General features: G+C 72.1%; 1 protein-coding gene (only partly in view). It reads left to right on the top strand.

Annotated features, from left to right (window positions below; all coding sequences use genetic code 11):
- The first annotated feature begins 144 nt into the window (after positions 1-144).
- On the top strand, positions 145-20170 hold the 5' portion of the coding sequence (locus KYK13_RS18405; RefSeq protein WP_223645992.1) for a non-ribosomal peptide synthase/polyketide synthase. The gene runs 12773 nt beyond the window's last position; only the first 20026 of its 32799 coding nucleotides appear in the window; its start codon is at positions 145-147; its stop codon lies beyond the right edge, outside the window.

Genomic DNA, 20170 nt, shown 5'->3' with positions numbered 1-20170 from the left:
CGGCCTGACAGCCAGGCCCCGCGCGCAAATCGCTGCGGCCGTGTCGGAGGGGCTGTCTACTATCCCGCGCGCTCGCGAGCCCGGGAACGGTCACATCGCCTTCCCGAGCGTTCGCGAGGCCCCCTCCCAAGGAGTCTCCGACCCATGGCTTCCACCTCTGAGCAGAAGCGCGCGCGGCTTGCGGAACTGCTTCGCGAGAAGCGTCGCCCCGCGTCGCGGGTCCCGGCGTCGTTCGGCCAGGAGCGCATGTGGTTCCAGGAGCGGCTGGCGCCCGGGCAGGCCGGCTTGAACCTGCCCTATTCGGTGCGCCTGCAAGGGCGGCTCGATGTGCCCTCGCTGACGCGCAGCCTGAACGAAGTGGTGCGCCGCCACGCGGTGCTGCGGACCACCTTCGTGGAGCAGGATGGACGACCCTGGCAGCGCATCGCACCCGAACTGGACGTGCCCCTGCCCGTGGTGCCGGTGGCGGATGAAGCGGAGGCCTGGCGCAGGCTGCGCGCGGCGGCTCGCGAGGCGTTCGACCTGGAGCAGGGTCCGCTGCTGCGCGCCGTTCTGTTCGCCGTCTCTTCCACCGAACATCTGTTGCTGCTCGCGCTGCACCACACCGTGTCCGACGGCTGGTCCATGGGCCTGCTGGTCCACGAACTGGGTGTTCTCTACGAGGCCCTGGCGTCGGGCGGAACACCGGAGCTTCCCGCGCTGCCGTTGCAGTACGCGGACTTCTCCGTGTGGCAGCGGGAGGCGTTGAAGGGCGAGGTGCTGGACGCGGCAATTGACGCGTGGCGCTCGCGGCTGGACGCGCGGGCCGTCCTGTCGCTGCCCACGGACCGGCCCCGGGCAAGCGTGGCGGACAGCCGGGGCGCGACCGTGTCCGCGATGTTGCCCGCCTCGCTCGTCCAACGGCTCGCGGCCCTGGCGGCGCAGGAGGGCACCACGCTCTTCACCGTGTTGCTCGCGGGCTTCAAGGTGTTGCTGCTGCGCTACTCCGGACAGGACGACCTCACCGTGGGAACTCCTGTCGCGGGGCGCTCGCGCGCGGAGCTGGAGCCGCTGGTGGGATTGTTCGTCAACACGCTCGCGCTGCGCACGTCGCTCGCGGGGGATCCGTCGTTCCGCTCGCTCCTGGGCCGCGTGCAGGCGACGTCGGTGGAGTCCTTCGCGCATCAGGACGTGCCCTTCGAGAAGCTGGTGGAGGTCCTCCAGCCGCCGCGCCACCTGGACGTGCCTCCGTTCTTCCAGGTGATGTTCGTCCTGCAGAACACGCCCCTGCCGGCCTTGCGCCTGCCCGGGCTGTCGCTGGATGCGCAGCTCGTGGACAGTGGCTTCGCGCAGTTCGACCTCACCCTCTTCGCCTTCGAGCAGCCGGACGGCCTGCGCCTCACCGCCGAGTACCGCACCGCCCTCTTCGACGAGGCCACGATGGTGCGGCTGATGGCGCACCTGCGCGTCCTGCTGGAGGATGCCGTTTCCCGTCCGGATGCGCGCCTGTCGGAGCTGTCCCTCCTGGATGAGGCCGAGCGGCAGCGCGTGCTCCATGCGTGGAACGGACCCCGGGAGGCATTTCCGCGCGGCGTGCTGCTGCACCAGCTGGTGGAAGCGCAGGTGGCTCGCACGCCGGATGCGGTGGCCGTCACGTTTGGAGAGACCGCGCTCACGTATGCGCAGCTGGAGGCACGGGCCAACGCGCTCGCGTGGCACCTGCGGTCGCTGGGCGTGGGGCCGGAGGTCCGCGTCGGGCTGATGCTGGAGCGGTCGCTCGAGCTGGTGGTGGCGCTGCTCGCGACGTTGAAGGCGGGCGGCGCCTACGTTCCGTTGGATCCGTCCCTTCCCCCGCAGCGGCTCGCGTGGATGTTCGAGGACGCCCGGCCCGCCGTAGTGCTCGCCCAGGAGCGGCTGGTGGCGCGGCTTCCCGCGACGGATGGCGTGCCGGTGCTCTGCCTGGATTCCCAGTGGGCGGAGGTGGCCCGGCAGCCGACGGCGACACCGCCCCCCGTGGCCTCCGAGGACTCCCTGGCCTACGTCATCTTCACGTCCGGCAGCACTGGACGCCCCAAGGGCGCGATGAACGCGCACGCGGGCATCGTCAACCGGCTCCTGTGGATGCAGGGGGCGCAGCCACTGTCACCGGCCGACTCCGTGCTGCAGAAGACGCCGTTCAGCTTCGACGTGTCCGTGTGGGAGTTCTTCTGGCCGTTGATGACCGGGGCTCGGCTGGTGGTGGCCCGGCCCGGGGGACACCAGGAGCCTGGCCATCTGGCGGACCTCATCGCCCGGGAGCGCATCACCGTCACGCACTTCGTCCCGTCCATGCTCCAGGCGTTCCTGGAGGAGCCCGGCCTGGACCGGTGCGCGTCGCTGCGCCGGGTGGTGTGCAGCGGTGAAGCGCTGCCGCTGGAGCTGGCGGAGCGATGCCTGGCGCGGTTGCCCGCCATCCGGCTGCACAACCTCTATGGCCCCACCGAGGCTTCCGTGGAGGTCACCGCGTATGAGTGCGTGCGCGGCGCACCGGGACGCTCCGTGCCCATCGGGTATCCGGTGGCGAATACGCGGATCCGGCTGCTGGACGCGGCACTCCGGCCGGTGCCCCAGGGCGTGCCTGGAGAGCTGTTCATCGGCGGTGTGCAGGTAGGCCGCGGGTACCTGGGCAGGCCGGACCTGACCGCGGAGCGCTTCATCCCGGATGCGTACAGCGACACGCCGGGAGCGCGGCTGTACCGCACGGGGGACCTTGCCCGGTGGCTGCCCGATGGTGCCATCGAGTACCTGGGCCGCACCGACTTCCAGGTGAAGGTGCGAGGACTGCGCATCGAGCTGGGGGAGATTGAGGCCGCGCTGGAGCAGCACCCCACCGTGCGACAGGCCGTCGTGGTGGCGCTCGCGGGCGTCACGGCGAGCGACACGCGGCTGGTGGCGTATCTCGTCGGCGGGACGGACGTGCCGGGCACGGAGGCGCTTCGCGCGTTCCTTTCGGAGAAGCTCCCGGAGTACATGGTGCCCGGGAGCTTCGTTCCCCTGGAGGCCCTGCCGCTGACGTCCAGCGGCAAGGTCGACCGCAAGGCGCTGCCGGTGCCGGAGGTCGGCTCGGGGATGGCGCCGGAGTACGTGTCGCCGCGTACGCCCACGGAGGTGCGGCTGGCGTCACTCTGGACGGAGCTGCTGCGCGTGGAGCGCGTGGGCGCGCACGACGACTTCTTCGCGCTGGGAGGTCATTCGCTGCTGGCCACCCAGTTGCTTTCGCGCATCCGGGCGGCGTTCCAGGTCGAGCTGCCCCTGCGCGCGGTCTTCAAGGCATCCACGCTCGCGGGCCTGGCTTCGGCGCTGGATGAGGCTCGGGGCAGGGCCGCCGGTCCACAGGCTCCGCACTTGCGGCCCGTGTCGCGCGAGGGGGAGCTCGCGTTGTCCTTCGCGCAGCAGCGCCTGTGGTTCCTGGAGCAGCTCCAGCCCGGTGGCGTCGCGTACAACCTGCCGGGGACCGTGTTGCTCGAAGGCGTGCTCCATGTCCCCGCGCTGCGACAGGCCCTGGACGCGCTGGTCGAACGCCACGAAGTCCTGCGCACCACGTTCGCCGCGGGCGCCCATGGCCCCGTCCAACGCATCGAGTCTCGTGCGACGTGCCCGTTCGACTTCGTGAACCTGGAGGAGCTGCTTCCGAGCACGCGTGATGGAGGCAGCGGGCTCCAGGATCGCGAAGCCCGGTTGCTGGACTTCATCTCCGCCGAGGCGCAGCGGCCGTTCGACCTGGCGCAGGGGCCCATCTTCCGCGCGGTGCTCGTGCGGTTGGAGGAGACGCGGCAGGTGCTGCTCGTCCTCACGCATCACATCGCTTCGGACGGTTGGTCCACGGGCGTGCTCGTGCGCGAGCTCGTGGCCCTCTACCGGGCCTTCGCTTCAGGACAGCTGCCTCCGCTTCAGCCCCTTCCCATCCAGTACGCCGATTTCGCCGCGTGGCAGCGACAGTGGCTCCAGGGGGACGTGCTTGCGTCGCAGCTCGCGTGGTGGCGCGGGCAGCTCGCGGGGGCGCCCCCGCTCTTGACGCTTCCCACGGACCGGCCGCGTCCGGCGGTGCAGACGTTCTCGGGAGACCAGCTCGCGGTGCGACTGTCCCGGAAGCTGACGGACGGCGTGCACGCCGTGGCGAGGCAGACCGGCACCACGCCCTTCATGGTGCTGCTGGCCGCGTATCAACTGCTGCTGTCGCGGTATGCCGGTCAGGACGATGTCAGCGTGGGCGCTCCCGTCGCGGGCCGCACCCGCTCGGAGACGGAGGGCCTCATCGGCTTCTTCGTCAACACGCTGGTGCTGCGCGCGCGCATCGACCCACGCGCTTCGTTCCGGGCGCTGCTGGCCCAGGTGCGAGCCACCACGCTCGGGGCCTTCGAGCACCAGGACGTCCCCTTCGAGAAGCTGGTGGAGGAACTCCAGCCCGCGCGCGACCCGAGCCACACGCCGCTCTTCCAGGTCACCCTCACCCTCCAGAACGCGCCCACCGCGGAGTGGCGGCTGCCGGACCTCACGCTGCGCGAGCTGCCGCCGCCCTTCACGCCGTCGAAGTACGACTTCAGCCTCATCCTGGAGGAGTCGGCGGACGGCTTCTCCGGCGGCCTCCACTACAACACCGACCTCTTCGACGCGGCCTTCCTCCAGGGATTGCTGCGGGGCTACGCGGCGTTGCTGGAAGCGCTCCCCGGACAGCTGGACCTCCCGGTGGAGCGCCTGCCGCTGATGCCCTCCGGAGCACTGCGCCAGGTGCTGGAGGACTGGAGCTGCGTCGCCTCCGTCCGGGACTTCTCCACGCAGTCCATCCCGGCGCGCTTCGCGGAACAGGTCGCGCGGACGCCGGACGCAGTGGCGCTCGTGTCCGAGTCCGGCAGCCTGTCCTACGCGCGGCTCGATGCCCGGGCGAACCAGCTGGCGCACCACCTGCGCGCCTCTGGCATCGCCGAGGGCAGCCGTGTGGCGGTGCTGCTGCCCCGCTCTCCGGACCTCGTCGTCTCGTTGATGGCGGTGCTCAAGGCCGGGGCGGCCTATGTCCCCATCGACCTGAATGCGCCTCCCGAGCGCTGGTCCCTGCTCCTGGAGCAATCCGGAGCGGCGATGGTCATCACTTGGGAGGAACTCGCGGATGAGCTGCCTTCGCTGCTGGCCCCGCTGGTGCTGCTGGATGCGGACGCGTCCCGGGTGGCTTCGCGTCCGGAGACCGCGCTCCCGGAGTCGCGCGCGACGGGAGACCGGCTGGCCTATGTCCTCTTCACGTCGGGCTCCACGGGGACGCCGAAGGGCGTCTGCGTCCCGCACCGCGCCGTGCTGCGGCTGGTGGTGGACAGCGGGTTCATGCGCTTCGGTCCGGACGAGGTCTTCCTCCAGCTCGCACCGGCCGCGTTCGATGCGTCCACGCTCGAAATCTGGGGTGCGCTGCTGCATGGAGCCCGGCTCGTGCTCGCGCCTCCGGGGGAACTGTCGCTCGCGCGCATCGCGGAGGTGCTGACCGGGCACCGCGTCACCGCGCTGTGGCTCACCGCTGCCCTCTTTGAACAGATGGCCGTGCATCATCCGGAGGCGCTCGCTTCCGTGGCGCAGGTGCTGGCGGGGGGCGACGTGCTCCCTCCAGCCCGCGTGCGGGAGCACCTGACGCGGATGCGCCCGGGCACGGTGTTGCTCAACGGCTACGGGCCCACGGAGAACACCACGTTCTCCGCCACGCACCGGATGCATCCGGGCGAAACGGTGGGGTTCACGGTTCCCATCGGGCGGCCGCTGCCCCACTCCACGGTCTACGTGCTGGACCCGACGATGCGGCCGGTACCTCCCGGCATGCCCGGCGAGCTGTACGTCGGCGGCGAGGGCCTCGCGTGGGGCTACCTCCACCAGCCCGCCCTCACCGCCGAGCGCTTCGTGCCGCACCCGTTCAGCACGGCGCCCGGTGCGCGGCTCTATCGCACCGGCGACCGCGTGCGCTGGAGCGCGGAAGGCGCTTTGGACTTCCTCGGGCGCATGGACTTCCAGGTGAAGCTGCGCGGCTTCCGCATCGAGCCGGGCGAGGTCGAAGCCGCCCTTCGCGGACTGCCCGGCGTACGCGAAGCCGTGGCCATGGTGCGCGAGGACGCCCCTGGCGACAAGCGGCTCGTCGCCTACATCGTCGGCGAGTCCCTGGACGGCAAAGCGCTGCGCTCGGCCCTCCAGCAGCGGCTTCCCGACTACCTGATTCCCAGCGCCTTCGTGGTGCTGGACGTGCTGCCCCTCAACGCCAACGGCAAGCTGGACCGCTCGGCCCTCCCCGCTCCCGAAGCCCCCGTGGCTCCGGCGGAGACCCATGTCGCGCCTCGCGACGCGGTGGAGGAACGGCTCGCCACCCTCTTCGCCGAGGTGCTGCACGTTCCTCGCGTCAGCATCCACGATGACTTCTTCGACCTGGGGGGCCATTCGCTGCTGGCCACGCAGGTGGTGTCGCGGGTGCGCTCGACGCTGGGCGTGGAGCTGCCCCTGGGGGACCTCTTCGCCGCGCCCACGGTGGCGACGCTCGCGGTCCGCGTGGCCGCCCTGCGTTCGGGAGGGGCCTCCCTGCCGGGGACACCGCCGCTCGTGGCCGTGCCGCGCTCCGGCCCCGTGCCGCTGTCGTTCGCGCAGCAGCGACTTTGGTTCCTGGATCAGCTCCAACCCGGCAGCTCCTTCTACAACGTGCCCGGCATCCTGATGCTCGAAGGCGCGCTGGATGCCTCCGCGCTGGAGCAGTCCCTCCAGTCCCTGGTGCGCCGGCATGAGGTCCTGCGCACCACGTTCGTGTCCGGCGGGGACTCGCCGGTCCAGTGCGTCCATCCTGATGCGGCGCTCACGCTGCCCGTGGTCTCACTGGAGGACCTCCCAGAAGACCGCCGTGAAGCCGAGGCGCACCGTCGCGCTGCCGCGGAAGCAGCGCGGCCCTTCAACCTGAGCACCGGGCCCCTCGTGCGCGCCGTGTTGCTGCGGCTGGATTCACGGCGTCACTGGTTGCTCCTCACGCTGCACCACATCGTCTCCGACGGTTGGTCCATCGGGATCTTCGCTCGTGAACTGGGCGCGCTGTACCGGGCCTTTGCTTCGCGGCAGGCCCCGGCGCTGACGCCCCTGCCCCTTCAGTACGCGGACTTCGCCGCGTGGCAGCGCTCGTGGCTTCGGGGAGACGTGCTCCAGGCGGAGCTGGACTGGTGGCGTGAGCAGCTCGCCGGTGCTCCCACCGCGCTGGAGCTGCCCACCGACCGGCCGCGCCCCGCCGCGCAGTCGTTCCGAGGCGCCTCGCTTCCGGTGGCGCTGTCCCCCGCCGCGTCCGAAGCGGTGAAGGCGCTCGCGGCCCGGGAAGGCGCCACCGCGTTCATGGTGCTGCTCGCGGGCTTCCAGCTGTTGCTGTCGCGCTACGCGGGCCAGGACGACGTGCTCGTGGGGTCGGCCATCGCCAACCGCAATCGCGCGGAGACGGAGGGGCTCATCGGCTTCTTCGTCAACACGCTGGTGCTGCGCGCGCGCATCGACCCACGCGCTTCGTTCCGGGCGCTGCTGGCCCAGGTGAAGGCGACGACGCTCGCGGCCTACGCTCATCAGGACCTTCCCTTCGAGAAGCTGGTGGAGGACCTGGAGGGGGCTCGGGACCTGAGCCGGTCTCCGCTGTTCCAGGTGGCGTTCACGTTCCAGAACGCCCCCGTGGGCACGCTGGAGCTCCCCGGCCTCCGCCTGGAGTTGCGTGGCGGGGACGTCTCCACCGCGAAGTTCGACCTGGACTTCAGCCTCCAGGAACGGGACGGCGCGTTCAGCGGAGACCTCAACTTCAGCACCGACCTCTTCGATGCCGGCACCGTCACCCGGATGACGGTGCATTACGAGGCGCTGCTCGGCGCGCTCACCGCCCGGCCGGATGCGCCCGTGCGGGAGCACTCGTTGCTTGATGGCCGGGAGCGCCAGCGCGTGCTCGTGGACTGGAACGCCACGCATCGCCCGCTCGCGCCTCACACCGTCCCGGAGCTGTTCGCGTCCCAGGTCCTCCGTGCTCCGGACGCCATCGCGGTCCAGCACGAGGGCCAGGCCCTCACCTACGCGGAGCTGGCCTCGCGGGCGCGGAAGCTGGCCCGGTGCCTGCGGACCTTCGGCCTCCCGCCCGAGGCCCGGGTCGCGCTGTGCGTGGAGCGGGGGCTGGAGCTGGTGGTGGGGATGCTCGGCATCCTGGAGGCGGGGGGCTGCTATGTGCCCATGGACCCCGCCTATCCGCGCTCCCGCCTGGCGTTCATGTTCGAGGACGCGGGCATCTCCGCGGTGGTGGGCCAGCGCGCGCTGCTGGGCGCCCTGCCCGATCATTCCCTGCCCACGGTGTGCCTGGACTCGGACGGGCCCGGCCAGGAACCGACGCCCGCTTCCGGCAGCGTCACCGTGCGGCCGGGGCAGCTGGCCTACGTGCTCTACACGTCGGGCTCCACCGGCACGCCCAAGGGCGTGGGCATCACGCATCATTCCATCGTGCACCTGGTGCGGGACACGAGCTACGTCCAGTTGGGGCCGGAGGACTGCGTGGTGCAGGCGGGCACGCCTTCGTTCGACCTGGCCACCTTCGAGGTCTGGGGCGCGCTGCTCAACGGTGCCCGGCTCGTCATCCTGCCTCGCGAGGTGACGCTGGCTCCGGCAGAACTGGCCCGCACGCTGCGCGAGGTGGGTGCCACCACGGCCCTGTTCGCCACGGCCCTGTTCCACACCGTGGCGCGCGAAGTGCCGGACGCCTTCGCGACGATGCGGACGGTGCTCTACGCCGGAGAGGCGGCGGACGCAGACGCGGCTCGCGCGGTGCTGCGTGCGGGGCCTCCAGGCCGGCTGGTGAATCTGTATGGCCCCACGGAGACCACCGTGGGCGTCACCACGCACGACATCGTGGACCTGCCGGAGCACGCGACGTCGGTGCCCATCGGCCGGCCGATGACGCGCGTCCAGACCTACGTGTTGGATGCGCACGGCCAGCCGGTGCCCGTGGGGGTTCCGGGCGAGCTGTACCTGGGCGGCGACGGCCTGGCCCGGGGCTACCTGGGCCGCCCCGCGCTGACCGCCGAGCGCTTCGTGCCCTCACCGTTTGGCGACGTGCCCGGTGCACGGCTGTACCGCACGGGCGACCGCGTGCGCTGGCTCGCGGACGGGACGCTGGACTTCCTGGGCCGCCTGGACACGCAGGTGAAGCTGCGCGGCTTCCGCATCGAATTGAGCGAGGTGGAGGCCCTCCTCCGTCAGCACCCGTCGGTGAAGGCCGCGGTGGCTGGGGTGGTCGAGGAGCGCCTCGTGGCGTGGTACGTGCCGCGCGCTCCGGTGGAGGCCCCGGCGTTGCGCGCCTTCGTCTCCGAACGGCTGCCCGCGCCGCTGGTGCCCTCCGCGTTCGTGTCGCTGGACGCCCTGCCACTCACGCCCGTGGGCAAGGTGGACCGCAAGGCGCTGCCTGCTCCGGATGCACGCTCGGTCGCCTCCGGGCCCGCGGCTCCGGAGCGGATGACGCTCTTCCAGCAGCGCATCGCCTCGCTGTTCCAGGAGCTGCTCCGCCTGGAGTCCGTGGGGCTGCACGATGACTTCTTCGTCATCGGGGGGCATTCGCTGCTGGCCACACAGCTCATCTCCCGGCTGCGTTCGACCTTCAGCGTGGAGCTGCCGCTGCGCTCCCTCTTCGATGCTCCCACCGTCGCCCGACTCACGGAGCGGGTGGAGGCGCACCTCCTCGCCCGAGTGGAAGGCCCGCGCATCCCCGCCCTCGTCGCCACGTCGAGGGACCGCGACCTGCCGGTGTCCTTCGCGCAGCAGCGGCTGTGGGTGGTGGAGCAGCTCCGCCCGGGCGCGGGCCACTACACCATCGCCACCGCGTTGCGGCTGGACGGCGCGCTGGATGTGGAGGCACTGCGCCGCGCCCTGGAGCTCGTCGTCTCCCGGCATGAAGCGCTGCGCACCACCTTCGCGATGAAGGACGGACAGCCCGTCCAGCAGGTGCACGCGGCGGCGCCGTGGGAGTTGCAGGTCACAGACCTGACCACCGTGCCCCGGGAGGGCCGCGAAGCAGAGGCCCAGCGGCACTCCGTGGAGGAGGCCTCGCGTCCCTTCGACCTGGGCCGTGGCCCCGTGCTCCGCACGCGGCTGCTTCGCCTGGGTGAACGCGAGCACGTGCTGCTCCTGTGCATGCACCACATCGTCTCCGACGGCTGGTCGCTGGGCGTGCTGATCCGCGAGGTGGCCGGTGGCTACGAGGCCTTCACCTCCGGCCGGGACCCCGTGTTGCCGGCGCTTCCGGTGCAACCGGCGGACTTCGCCGCGTGGCAGCGTTCCTGGCTCCAGGGGGACGTGCTGGCGCGGGAGGTCGCGTGGTGGAAGCAGCACCTGGCCGGGGCTCCCCAGGTGTTGGACCTGCCCACGGACAGGGGGCGTCCGGCGCTCCAGTCCACGAAGGGGGCGCTGCTTCCCGTGCACCTTCCGTCGGGCGTGGTGGACCGGTTGGTGGCGCTGGGCCGCTCGGAAGGGGCGACGCCGTACATGGCGCTGCTCGCGGTGTGGCAGGTGCTGCTGTCGCGGTACTCGGGCCAGGAGGAGCTGCTCGTGGGCTCGCCCATCGCCGGGCGCGACCACGCGGAGCTGGAGGGGCTGGTCGGCTTCTTCGTGAACACGCTGGTGCTTCGCGGGCACGTGCGCCCGGGGGATTCGTTCCGGACCCTGCTCGCCCAGGTGCGGGCGACGGCGCTCGCCGCGTTCGAGCACCAGGACCTGCCGTTCGAGAAGCTGGTGGAGGAGCTGCAGGTCGCTCGCGACCTGAGCCGCAACCCGCTGGTGCAGGCGGTCTTCGCGCTCCAGAACGCGCCCACCGGAGAGTTGAAGGCGCCGGGGCTCACGCTGCGGTCCATGCCCGTGGACAACGCCACGGCCCGCTTCGACCTGGGCCTGCTGCTGCACGAGGCGCCGGACGGCCTGCGCGGCGTCCTCGAATACAGCACGGACCTCTTTGAACGCTCCACGGTGGAGCGCCTGTCCGGCCACCTGCGCACGTTGCTGGACGCCGTCGTCGACGCTCCGGACGCGCCGCTGTCCCGCCTGGAATGGCTCACGCCCGAGGAGCGCCAGCAGGTGCTCACGGCCTGGAACACCACAGGTGTGGAGTACCCGCGTGAGTCGAACCTGGTGGAGTGTTTCGCGCGCCAGGTCTCCCTGCGGCCGGAGGCCATCGCGCTGGAGTTTGGAGATGCGCGGCTGACGTATGCGCGGCTCGACGCGCGGGCGAATGCGCTGGCGTGGGTGCTGCGCTCGCGTGGCGTGGGGCCGGACGCGCTGGTGGCGGTGTGCCTGGAGCGCTCCGTGGAGCTCGTCGTCGCGCTCCTCGCCATCCTCAAGGCGGGCGGGGCCTACGTTCCGCTGGATGCGGCGTATCCGGCGCGGCGGCTGGCCCACATGCTGGAGGACGCGCCGCCCCGGCTGCTCGTCACCACCCGCGCGCTGCGTGCCTCGCTGCCGGTCTCCGAGCAGGTGCCCTGCGTCTTCGTGGAGGAGACGCCCCTGGAGGGCCAGCCCACCACGGCTCCAGAGGTGGCGCTCTCCTCGCGGAACCTCGCATATGTGGACTTCACGTCCGGCAGCACCGGCCGGCCCAAGGGCGTCGCCGTGGAGCACCGGGGCGTGCTGCGGCTCCTGCACGGCGGCTCCTGGGCCCGCTTCACCCCGGACGAGACGTTCCTGTTGATGGCGCCGCTGTCCTTCGACGCGTCGACGCTGGAGCTGTGGGGTCCGCTGGTGTCCGGCGGCAGGCTCGTGGTCTTCCCGCCCCAGCCGCCCACGGACCTGGAGCTGCTGGGACAGGTCATCCGGCGTCACGGGGTCACGTCGCTCTATCTGTCCGCCGGCTTGTTCGCGCAGGTGGTGGACGTGCGGATGGAGGTGCTGCGCGGACCACGGCAGCTCTTCGTGGGCGGAGACGTCCTGTCCCCCACGCACACGCGCCGCGTGGTGGAGACGCTGGGCCTCCCGGTGGTCAACGGCTACGGCCCCACCGAGGCCACCGTCTTCACCTGCTGCCTCCGCATGGAGCGGCCCGAGGACGTCGCGGGTGAAGTCATTCCCATCGGCCCGCCCCTGCCGAACACGCGGACGTTCGTGGTGGACGGGGCGCTGCGGCCGGTGCCCGTGGGCGTGCCGGGCGAGCTGCTCATTGGAGGGGACGGGCTCGCGCGAGGCTACCTCTCCCGCCCGGACCTCACCGCCGAGCGCTTCATCCCCCACCCCTTCGCCACCACGCCCGGCGAGCGCGTGTACCGCACGGGCGACCGCGTGCGCTGGAGAGCGGACGGGCGCCTGGAGTTCCTGGGCCGCATCGACAGCCAGGTGAAGGTGCGCGGCTACCGCATCGAGCTGTCCGAGGTCGAAGCCGCCCTCCGCGACTGGCCCGCGCTCACCGATGCGACCGTGCTCGTGCGCGAGGACGTGCCCGGCGACAAGCGACTGGTGGCCTACGTGGTGGCGAACGCCCTGGACGTGCAGGCGCTGCGCGGACACCTGCGTCAGCGGCTGCCCGAGTACATGGTCCCGGCCGCGTTCGTCCCGCTGACCGTGCTGCCCCTCACCGCGACCGGCAAGCTGGACCGCCAGGCCCTGCCCGCGCCGGATGTCGCGGCGAGCGCTCGCAAGGGGCGCTTCGTGGAGCCCGCGGATCCGCTGGAGGAACAGCTCGCAGGCATCTGGTCCCGGGAGCTGGGGGCCCGGAGCGTCGGCGTCCACGATCACTTCTTCGAGGACCTGGGAGGCACGTCGCTCACCGTGGTCCGCGTCGCCAGCCGTCTGCAGGAGGCGCTCCGGCGCGAGGTGCCCGTGGTCTGGCTGTTCGAACACCCGACGGTGCACGGACTGGCCCGGCGGCTGGTGCGCGAAGGCGTGACTTCGCATCCGGCCATCGGGACAGCGCCAATCGCCGCACCGCGCGCGGCCGTGGATGCCGCGTCGATGAGCGGGCCCTTCATGACGCCGCAAGCCGCTCCCGCGTCCGTTGCGGCGCCTGCGAAACCCGACTCCGCTTCAGGGGTCAGCGCCACGTCCGTGTCTTCCGGGGCCGTGACGGACAGGGCGACGGCGGCGTTGCCGTCGAACGCCATCGCCATCATCGGCATGTCCGGGCGCTTCCCCGGCGCGGCGTCGGTGGAGGAGTTCTGGCGCAACCTCCGCGAGGGCGTGGAGTCCATCTCCCGCTTCACTCCAGAGGAACTGGAGCCGATGCCCGGCCTGCCGCCGGGCGTGTCGCTGTCGCAGCACCCGGGGTTCGTGCCCGCCCAGGGAGTGCTCGCGGACATCGATCTGTTCGACCCCGCGTTCTTCGACATGTCGCTGCGCGAGGCGCAGTGGACCGACCCGCAGCAGCGCATGTTCCTCCAATGTGCCTGGGCGGCGCTGGAGGACGCAGGCATTGAGCCGTCGCGTTTCCCGGGCGTCATCTCCCTCTTCGCGGGAGCGAACGAGTCCGGCTACGCGAACGAGGTGCAGCGGAACCTGCCGTTGGACTCGGCGGCGTTCTTCGAGCTGTACGGCACCGCGACCTACCAGAGCCTGCCGACGAAGGTGTCCTACAAGCTGGGGCTCACCGGCGAGAGCATGCTCGTGTACACCGCGTGCTCCACGGGGCTCGTGGCGGTGCACGTCGCGTGTCAGAACCTGTTGGCCGGCCTGTCGGACGTGGCGCTCGCGGGGGCGACGCGGCTGTCGGTGCCCCAGCGCACCGGCTATGTGCACCAGGAGGGGATGATCTACTCCCCGGACGGGCACTGCCGCGCCTTCGATGCGAAGGGCCAGGGCACCGTCTCCGGCAGCGCAGTGGCCGCCGTGGTGCTCAAGCGGCTGGAGGATGCGGTCCGCGACGGCGACCCGATCCACGCCGTCATCCGAGCCACCGCCGTCAACAACGACGGGCGCGACAAGTCGGGCTTCACGGCTCCGAGCGTGCAGGGCCAGGCGACCGTCATCACGCAGGCGCTGCGCCGGTCGGGCGTGACGGCGCGGGACATCGGCTACGTGGAGGCGCACGGGACGGCGACGCCGCTGGGCGACCCCATCGAGGTCGCCGCGCTCCAGCGCGCCTACGGCCTGGGTCCCGAGCACCGGGGCACCATCCCGCTGGCGTCGCTCAAGACGAACGTGGGCCACCTGGACACGGTGGCGGGGCTCGCGGGGCTGATCAAAGCCGCGCTCTCGCTGCGCGAGGAGGAGATTCCTCCCAGCCTCCACTTCGAGGCGCCCAACCCGCGGATCGACTTCGACGCGGGTCCGTTCTTCGTCAACACGCGCCTGCGGCCGTGGCCTCGAGCGAAGACGCCCCGGCGCGCGGCGGTGAGCTCGTTCGGCGTGGGCGGGACGAACGCGCACGCCGTGCTGGAGGAGGCGCCGGTCGTCCGGAGCGGTCCCTCCACGCGCTCGCATCAGCTGTTCGTCCTGTCGGCGCGCTCGCCGGAGGCACTGGAGGCCGGAGCGCAAGCGCTGGCGTCACACGTGCTGTCGGACCGTTCCGCCGAGGCGCTGGAGGCGGCGTCATTGAAGCTGGCGGATCAGGTGCTGTCCGCGCGGTCGCCGGAGGCATTGGAGGCCGCGGCGAAGCAGCTGGCGCTGCGGGTGTTGTCGGCGCGCTCGCCGGAGTCCCTGGAGGCATTGTCGGCGCGGTTCTCCGTGGAGGTCGCGGGGGATGCGGGGGCCTTCGCGGACGCCGCGTATACGCAGGCGGTGGGACGGCGGGCCTTCGAGTACCGGCGCACGGTGGTCGCTCGCGACGCAGAGGACCTGGCGAAGCAGCTCCGAAAGCCGGCCACGCCCGCGCGTCTGAAGGACGTGGAGGCCGCCCGCCGGAAGCGCGTGGCCTTCGTCTTCTCCGGTCAGGGCTCGCAGCAGGTGGGCATGGGCCGGGAGCTGGTTGCCTCCGTGCCGGCGTTCCGCGCGCAGGTGGAGGCGTGCCTCGCGTCGCTGGATGCGCCGCTGCGCTCGCGCGTGGAGGCGCTGCTGCGTCCTGAAGCGGGACAGGAGGCGGAGGCGTCCGCCGCGCTCGCCGATACGCGTGTCGCGCTGCCTGCGCTGTTCACGGTGCAGGTGGCGCTGGCCCGCATGTGGCAGGCGTGGGGCATCGTCCCGCACGCGGTGCTGGGACACAGCTTCGGCGAGTATGCCGCCGCCTGTGTCGCGGGCGCGCTGTCGCTGCCGGATGCACTGCGGCTGGCCGTGGTCCGGGGCGAGCTGATGCACCGGCTGCCTCCGGGCGCGATGCTCGGCGTGGCGCTGCCGGTGGCGCAGGTCCAGCCGATGCTGTCCGGACGGCTGACGATCGCGGCGATCAACGCGCCGGATCGGTGTGTCGTCTCCGGGCCGGTGGATGAGGTGGAGCGCCTCCAGGCGGGGTTGCAGCAACGCAAGGCAGGTGCGGTGCGCATGCCGTCGGGCCATGCGTTCCACTCAGCGGACGTGGAGCCGTTGATGGGGGAGCTGGCTCGCGCGGTGGGTTCGCTCCAGCGAAACGAGCCCTCCGTGCGGTACGTCTCCAGCCTCACGGGGGCGCTCGCGCGTCCAGGTGAGTTGGCCGCGCCGGAGTACTGGGCCACGCAGATGCGGCAGCCCGTGCGCTTCACCGACGCCGTGGGGACCCTGCTGGAAGAGGGTTGCAGCATGCTGCTGGAGGTCGGGCCCGGTCAGGACCTGACCCCGCTGGTGCGCGCATGCCTGGGCGAGGACAGGGAGCGGGTGAAGGCGCTCGCGTCGCTGCGCCGGGGCGGTGCGACGACGGAGCAGTCAGGGCTGTTGCAGTGCGTGGGGGAGCTCTGGATGCAGGGCCTGGAGGTGGACTGGGCCGCGTTCTACGCCCACGAGCAGCGCCGCCGCGTGCACCTGCCGACGTACAAGTTCCTGCGCAAGCGCTGCTGGGTGGAGCCTCGCGGTCCGGGGGGTTCGTCCGCGACGGATGCCGCGGCCAGCAGTGCCCGAATGACTGCGACCGTCGCCGCGGCCAGCATGGCACCGCCCGTGCTGACCGCGTCTGTAACTCGCACGGTTCCGGACCAGGCGCCGTCCGTTCAGGCCCAAGCAGAGGCGGGCCCGACCGGCACGTCCGCTCCGTCGCCCGCTTCGCCCGCAGGCACCGGGGCGGCACTGGCGCCACCTTCCACCGGCGTGCCCGGGCAGCCCCCCGCTTCGCCCGTGAGCCCAGGCGCGACGGCCGCTGCGCCGTCCGTGGAGCGCCCTGCCCTCCCCGTCCCCGGGGGCCGTGAGGACGCGCCTCGCGGTGACGTGGAGGTCCGCATCGCCACGCTCTGGCGGGAACGACTCGGCGTGGACTTCGTCGGACGCGACGACAACTTCCTGGAGCTGGGCGGCAACTCGCTGATGGCCGCGCAGCTCCTCAACCAGCTCCGCGACACCTTCCACGTCCAGGTGCCGCTGGCCGCCCTGTTCGAAGCGCCCACCGTCGCGGGCCTTGCGTCCCGCATCGAACCGCTGCTCCAGCAGGCCCCCGCCCAGGAGCCCACGCGCGAGCTGCCGCTCGTGCCCCGCCCCCGGACGGAGCCGCTGCCCCTGTCCATCGTCCAGGAGCGCGTCTGGCGCCTGGAGCAGCACCTCCCTGGCCTCTCCGCCTACACGATTCCGTTCGTCCTGCGCCTGGAGGGCCCCGCCGACGCCGCCATCCTGGAGCGCGCCATCCAGGAGGTCGTCCAGCGCCATGAGGCCCTGCGCACCACCTACGACGCCGTGGATGGCCGGCCCGTGCAGCGCTTCCATCCCCACGTGCGCATCCCGCTCCCCATCGTGGACGTGCAAGGCACGCCCGAGGAGCGCGAGGAGGCCGCCCTCCGCATCGCTCGCGAGGACGCCGCGCGCCCCTTCGACCTCGTGCATGGGCCCGTGCTGCGCGCCACGCTCGTGCGCCTGCGCGCGGACCTGCACCTGCTGGTCTGCGCCATCCACCACATCGTCTGCGACACGCTGTCCACGTCCCTCTTCCTCCAGGAGGTGGGCCAGCTCTACGCCGCCTACCTGCAGGGCAAGCCGTCCCCACTGGCGCCCCTGCCCGTGCAGTACGCGGACTTCGGCGCGTGGCAGCGGCAGTCGCTCGCGGAGGCGCGCTTCCCGGAACAGGAACAGTGGTGGCGCCAGCGCCTGGCCGGCATGCCCCGTCAGCTCGGCATCCCCACGGACCGGCCCCGGCCTTCGAGCTGCCCGCTCACCTCCGAGCGCATGGTGCTCGACTTCCCGCCGGAGCTCGCCGAGGCGCTCGTCGCCTTCGGGCGCAGCGAGGGCTTCACGTCGTACATGACCGTGCTCGCCGCGTGGAACGCGCTCCTGCACCGCTACACCGGGCAGACGGACCTCATCGTCGGAACTCCCATCGGCAACCGCACGCGGCCGGAGCTGCTGCCGCTCATCGGCTACGTGGCGCACTCGGCCGCGTTCCGCACGCACGTCGGAGATGATCCGAGCTTCCGCGAGCTGCTCCACCGCGTGCGGCGCGAGGTCACGGACGTCCAGTCGCGGCCGGACGTGCCCTTCGAGCTGCTCGTCGAACAACTCGTCCCCGGCAGGGACATTGGCCGGGAGCGCATGACGGACACGGTGTTCGTCTACCACTCGAACCTGGAGATGGGCGGTGACGCGCTGGCGGCCGTCGGGGCGCGAGGCACCTTCATCGAGGTGCCGGGCACGCCCGTGCAGTGGGGCGCCACGCTGTCCGACCTGACGCTCATCCTCACCGAGGAACCCGGCCGCGTTCACGGCGCGCTGGAGTACGCGACGGAGCTGTTCGACGCGTCCACCGCGCGGCGGATGCTGGAGCACCTCCAGGTGCTGCTCGCCGCGGCGCTGGCCCGGCCCGAGGAGCGCCTCTCCCGCCTGCCGCTCGCCACCGACGCCGAACGCCGCGCGTGGCCCGTTCCGCCCCCCGTCACACAGGCCCCGAGCCTGCCCACCCGGTTGCGCGAACAGGCACTGCGGCAGCCGGACGCCGTCGCCGCGGAGCAGGCAGGCCGCGCCTGGACCTGGCGGGAGCTGGCCTCGCGCGCGCGGCGGCTCGCGCTGCGGCTGCGGGAACTGGGGCTGCGGCAGGGAGAACCCGTGGCCCTCTGCCTCCGTGCATCGCCAGAGAAGCTGGCGGCGCTGTGGGGTGTCCTGGAGGCCGGCGGGGCTCCGGTGACGCTCGGGCCCACGGAGCTGGGTTCGCTGGCGGTCTATGCCGTGGAAGGAGGCGGCGTGCCCCGGCTCGTCACCTCGCGGGGACTCTTCATGTCCGCGCGCCTGGAGCCTTCGCGCGTCCTGCACGTCGAAGAGGTGTTGGGAGACGTGTCGGCCGTATCCGTGACGGAGGCGCTGCCGTTGCCCTCGCCGGAGTCCCTGGCGTGGCTGCTGCCGATGGGCGCGGGCCAGTCCGCGTGGGCCCTGAGCCACACGTCGCTCGCGGCCTTCTTCGCGGGGCTGGATGCGCGGCTGCGTCCGGTGCCAGGCACCACCTGGCTCGCCGCTTCGGACCCCGTCCCCGAGAAGCCCGAGCTGGAAGCCCTCTGGGCCCTGTCTCGCGGCCTGCGCGTGCTGTTCCCGGCCGAGGCCTCCACGTCGCGCCGGAACGCGGAGGCGGTGCGTCCGCTCCAGCTCAGCCTGTCGTACTTCGCCAATGACGAGGACTCGCTCTCCGGTCCCAAGTACGAGCTCTTGATGGAGGGCGCGAAGTTCGCGGACGCGAATGGCTTCTCCGCCATCTGGACGCCGGAGCGGCACTTCCACTCGTTTGGCGGCATCTACCCGCAGCCCGCGGTGGTCTCCGCCGCGCTCGCGGCCGTCACGAAGAACGTGCGCCTGCGCTCCGGCAGCGTCGTGCTGCCGCTGCATGATCCGCTGCTCGTCGCGGAGCAGTGGGCCGTCGTGGACAACCTGTCGCAGGGCCGCGTGGACGTGTCCGTGGCCACGGGCTGGCACGTGCAGGACTTCATCTTCGCGCCGGGGAACTACGCGGACCGGCGCAACATCCTGCTGCGCCACCTGGAGACGCTGCGCGGCCTGTGGCGCGGCGAGCGGCTGCGGCGCCCGGGCGGCAACGGCGTCACGGTGGAGGTGGGCCTGCGCCCGAAGCCGGTGCAACGCGAGCTGCCCGTGTGGCTCACCGCCACCGCGAATCCGGAGACGTTCCGGCTCGCGGGCGAGCTGGGCGCGGGCGTCCTCACGGGACTCTTCGCCCACTCGCTGGAGGAGCTGAAGCCGAAGGTGGCCCTCTACCGCGAGGCCTGGCGCCGCAACGGGCACCCGGGCCGGGGTCACATCACCTGCATGCTGCACACGTTCCTCGGTGACGAAGAGGCCGAGGTCCTCCGGCAGGTCCGCAAGCCGCTCCTGGCGTACTTCCGGAGCTCGGCGGACATCACGACGTCGCTGCTCGCCGCGCAGGGGTATCAGGGGGAGATCGCCAAGGTGTCCCGCGAGGACATCGACGCGCTCCTGGAGCACACCTTCGAGCACCACGCGAAGGGCACCGGCCTCATCGGCACGGTGGAGAGCGGCATCCAGCGGTTGCGCGACGTGCGGGCCTCGGACGTGGACGAGGTGACGTGCCTCATCGACTTCGGGCTGGAGACGCCGGTCGTCCTGGAAGGGCTGAAGCGCCTGGCCAGGGCGCGCGAGGCCCTGGCCGCCGACGCGGTGTCGCAGTCGCGGCGCGTGAGCGGCGAGCAGGAGACGGATGCGGAGGAACTGCTGGCCCTGGCGAGGCGGTCCGGCGCGGTGCTGGTGAACACCACCGCGCGGCTGGCCCGTGCGATGACGGACCTGCCGGGAGCGCGCGAGGCCCTGGCACCGGTGGGGGCCTGGGTCCTGGAGAATGCGTCGGCGGAGTTGGCGTCGGCGCTCCATCGCACCGCGGGCGGCGCCGTGCTGCTCGCGGGCGAGGCCCGTGACGGCGGGCTGTTGCCGCGTGCACCGGAGGAGAAGCTGCCTCCGGGGCTGGAGGTCTGGGTGCTGGATGCAGCCGGAGTGCCCGTGCCCGCGGGCGTCGTGGGGGAACTGGCCCTGTCGGGCGCGGGCCTCCCCGCTTCACTCTGGAGGGCAGCGGGCGAGACGCCGGACCGGCTGGTGCCGCATCCGCTGAGCGCCTCCACGAACCTCTATCGCACCGGCCGTCCCGTGCGCCTGCGAGTGGATGGCCGCGTCGAGG

It is taken from the genome of Corallococcus sp. EGB, from assembly GCF_019968905.1.
Lineage (GTDB): Bacteria > Myxococcota > Myxococcia > Myxococcales > Myxococcaceae > Corallococcus.
Note: the sequence above shows the minus strand (reverse complement) of the source record. Positions and strands in the feature narration are given on the sequence as shown.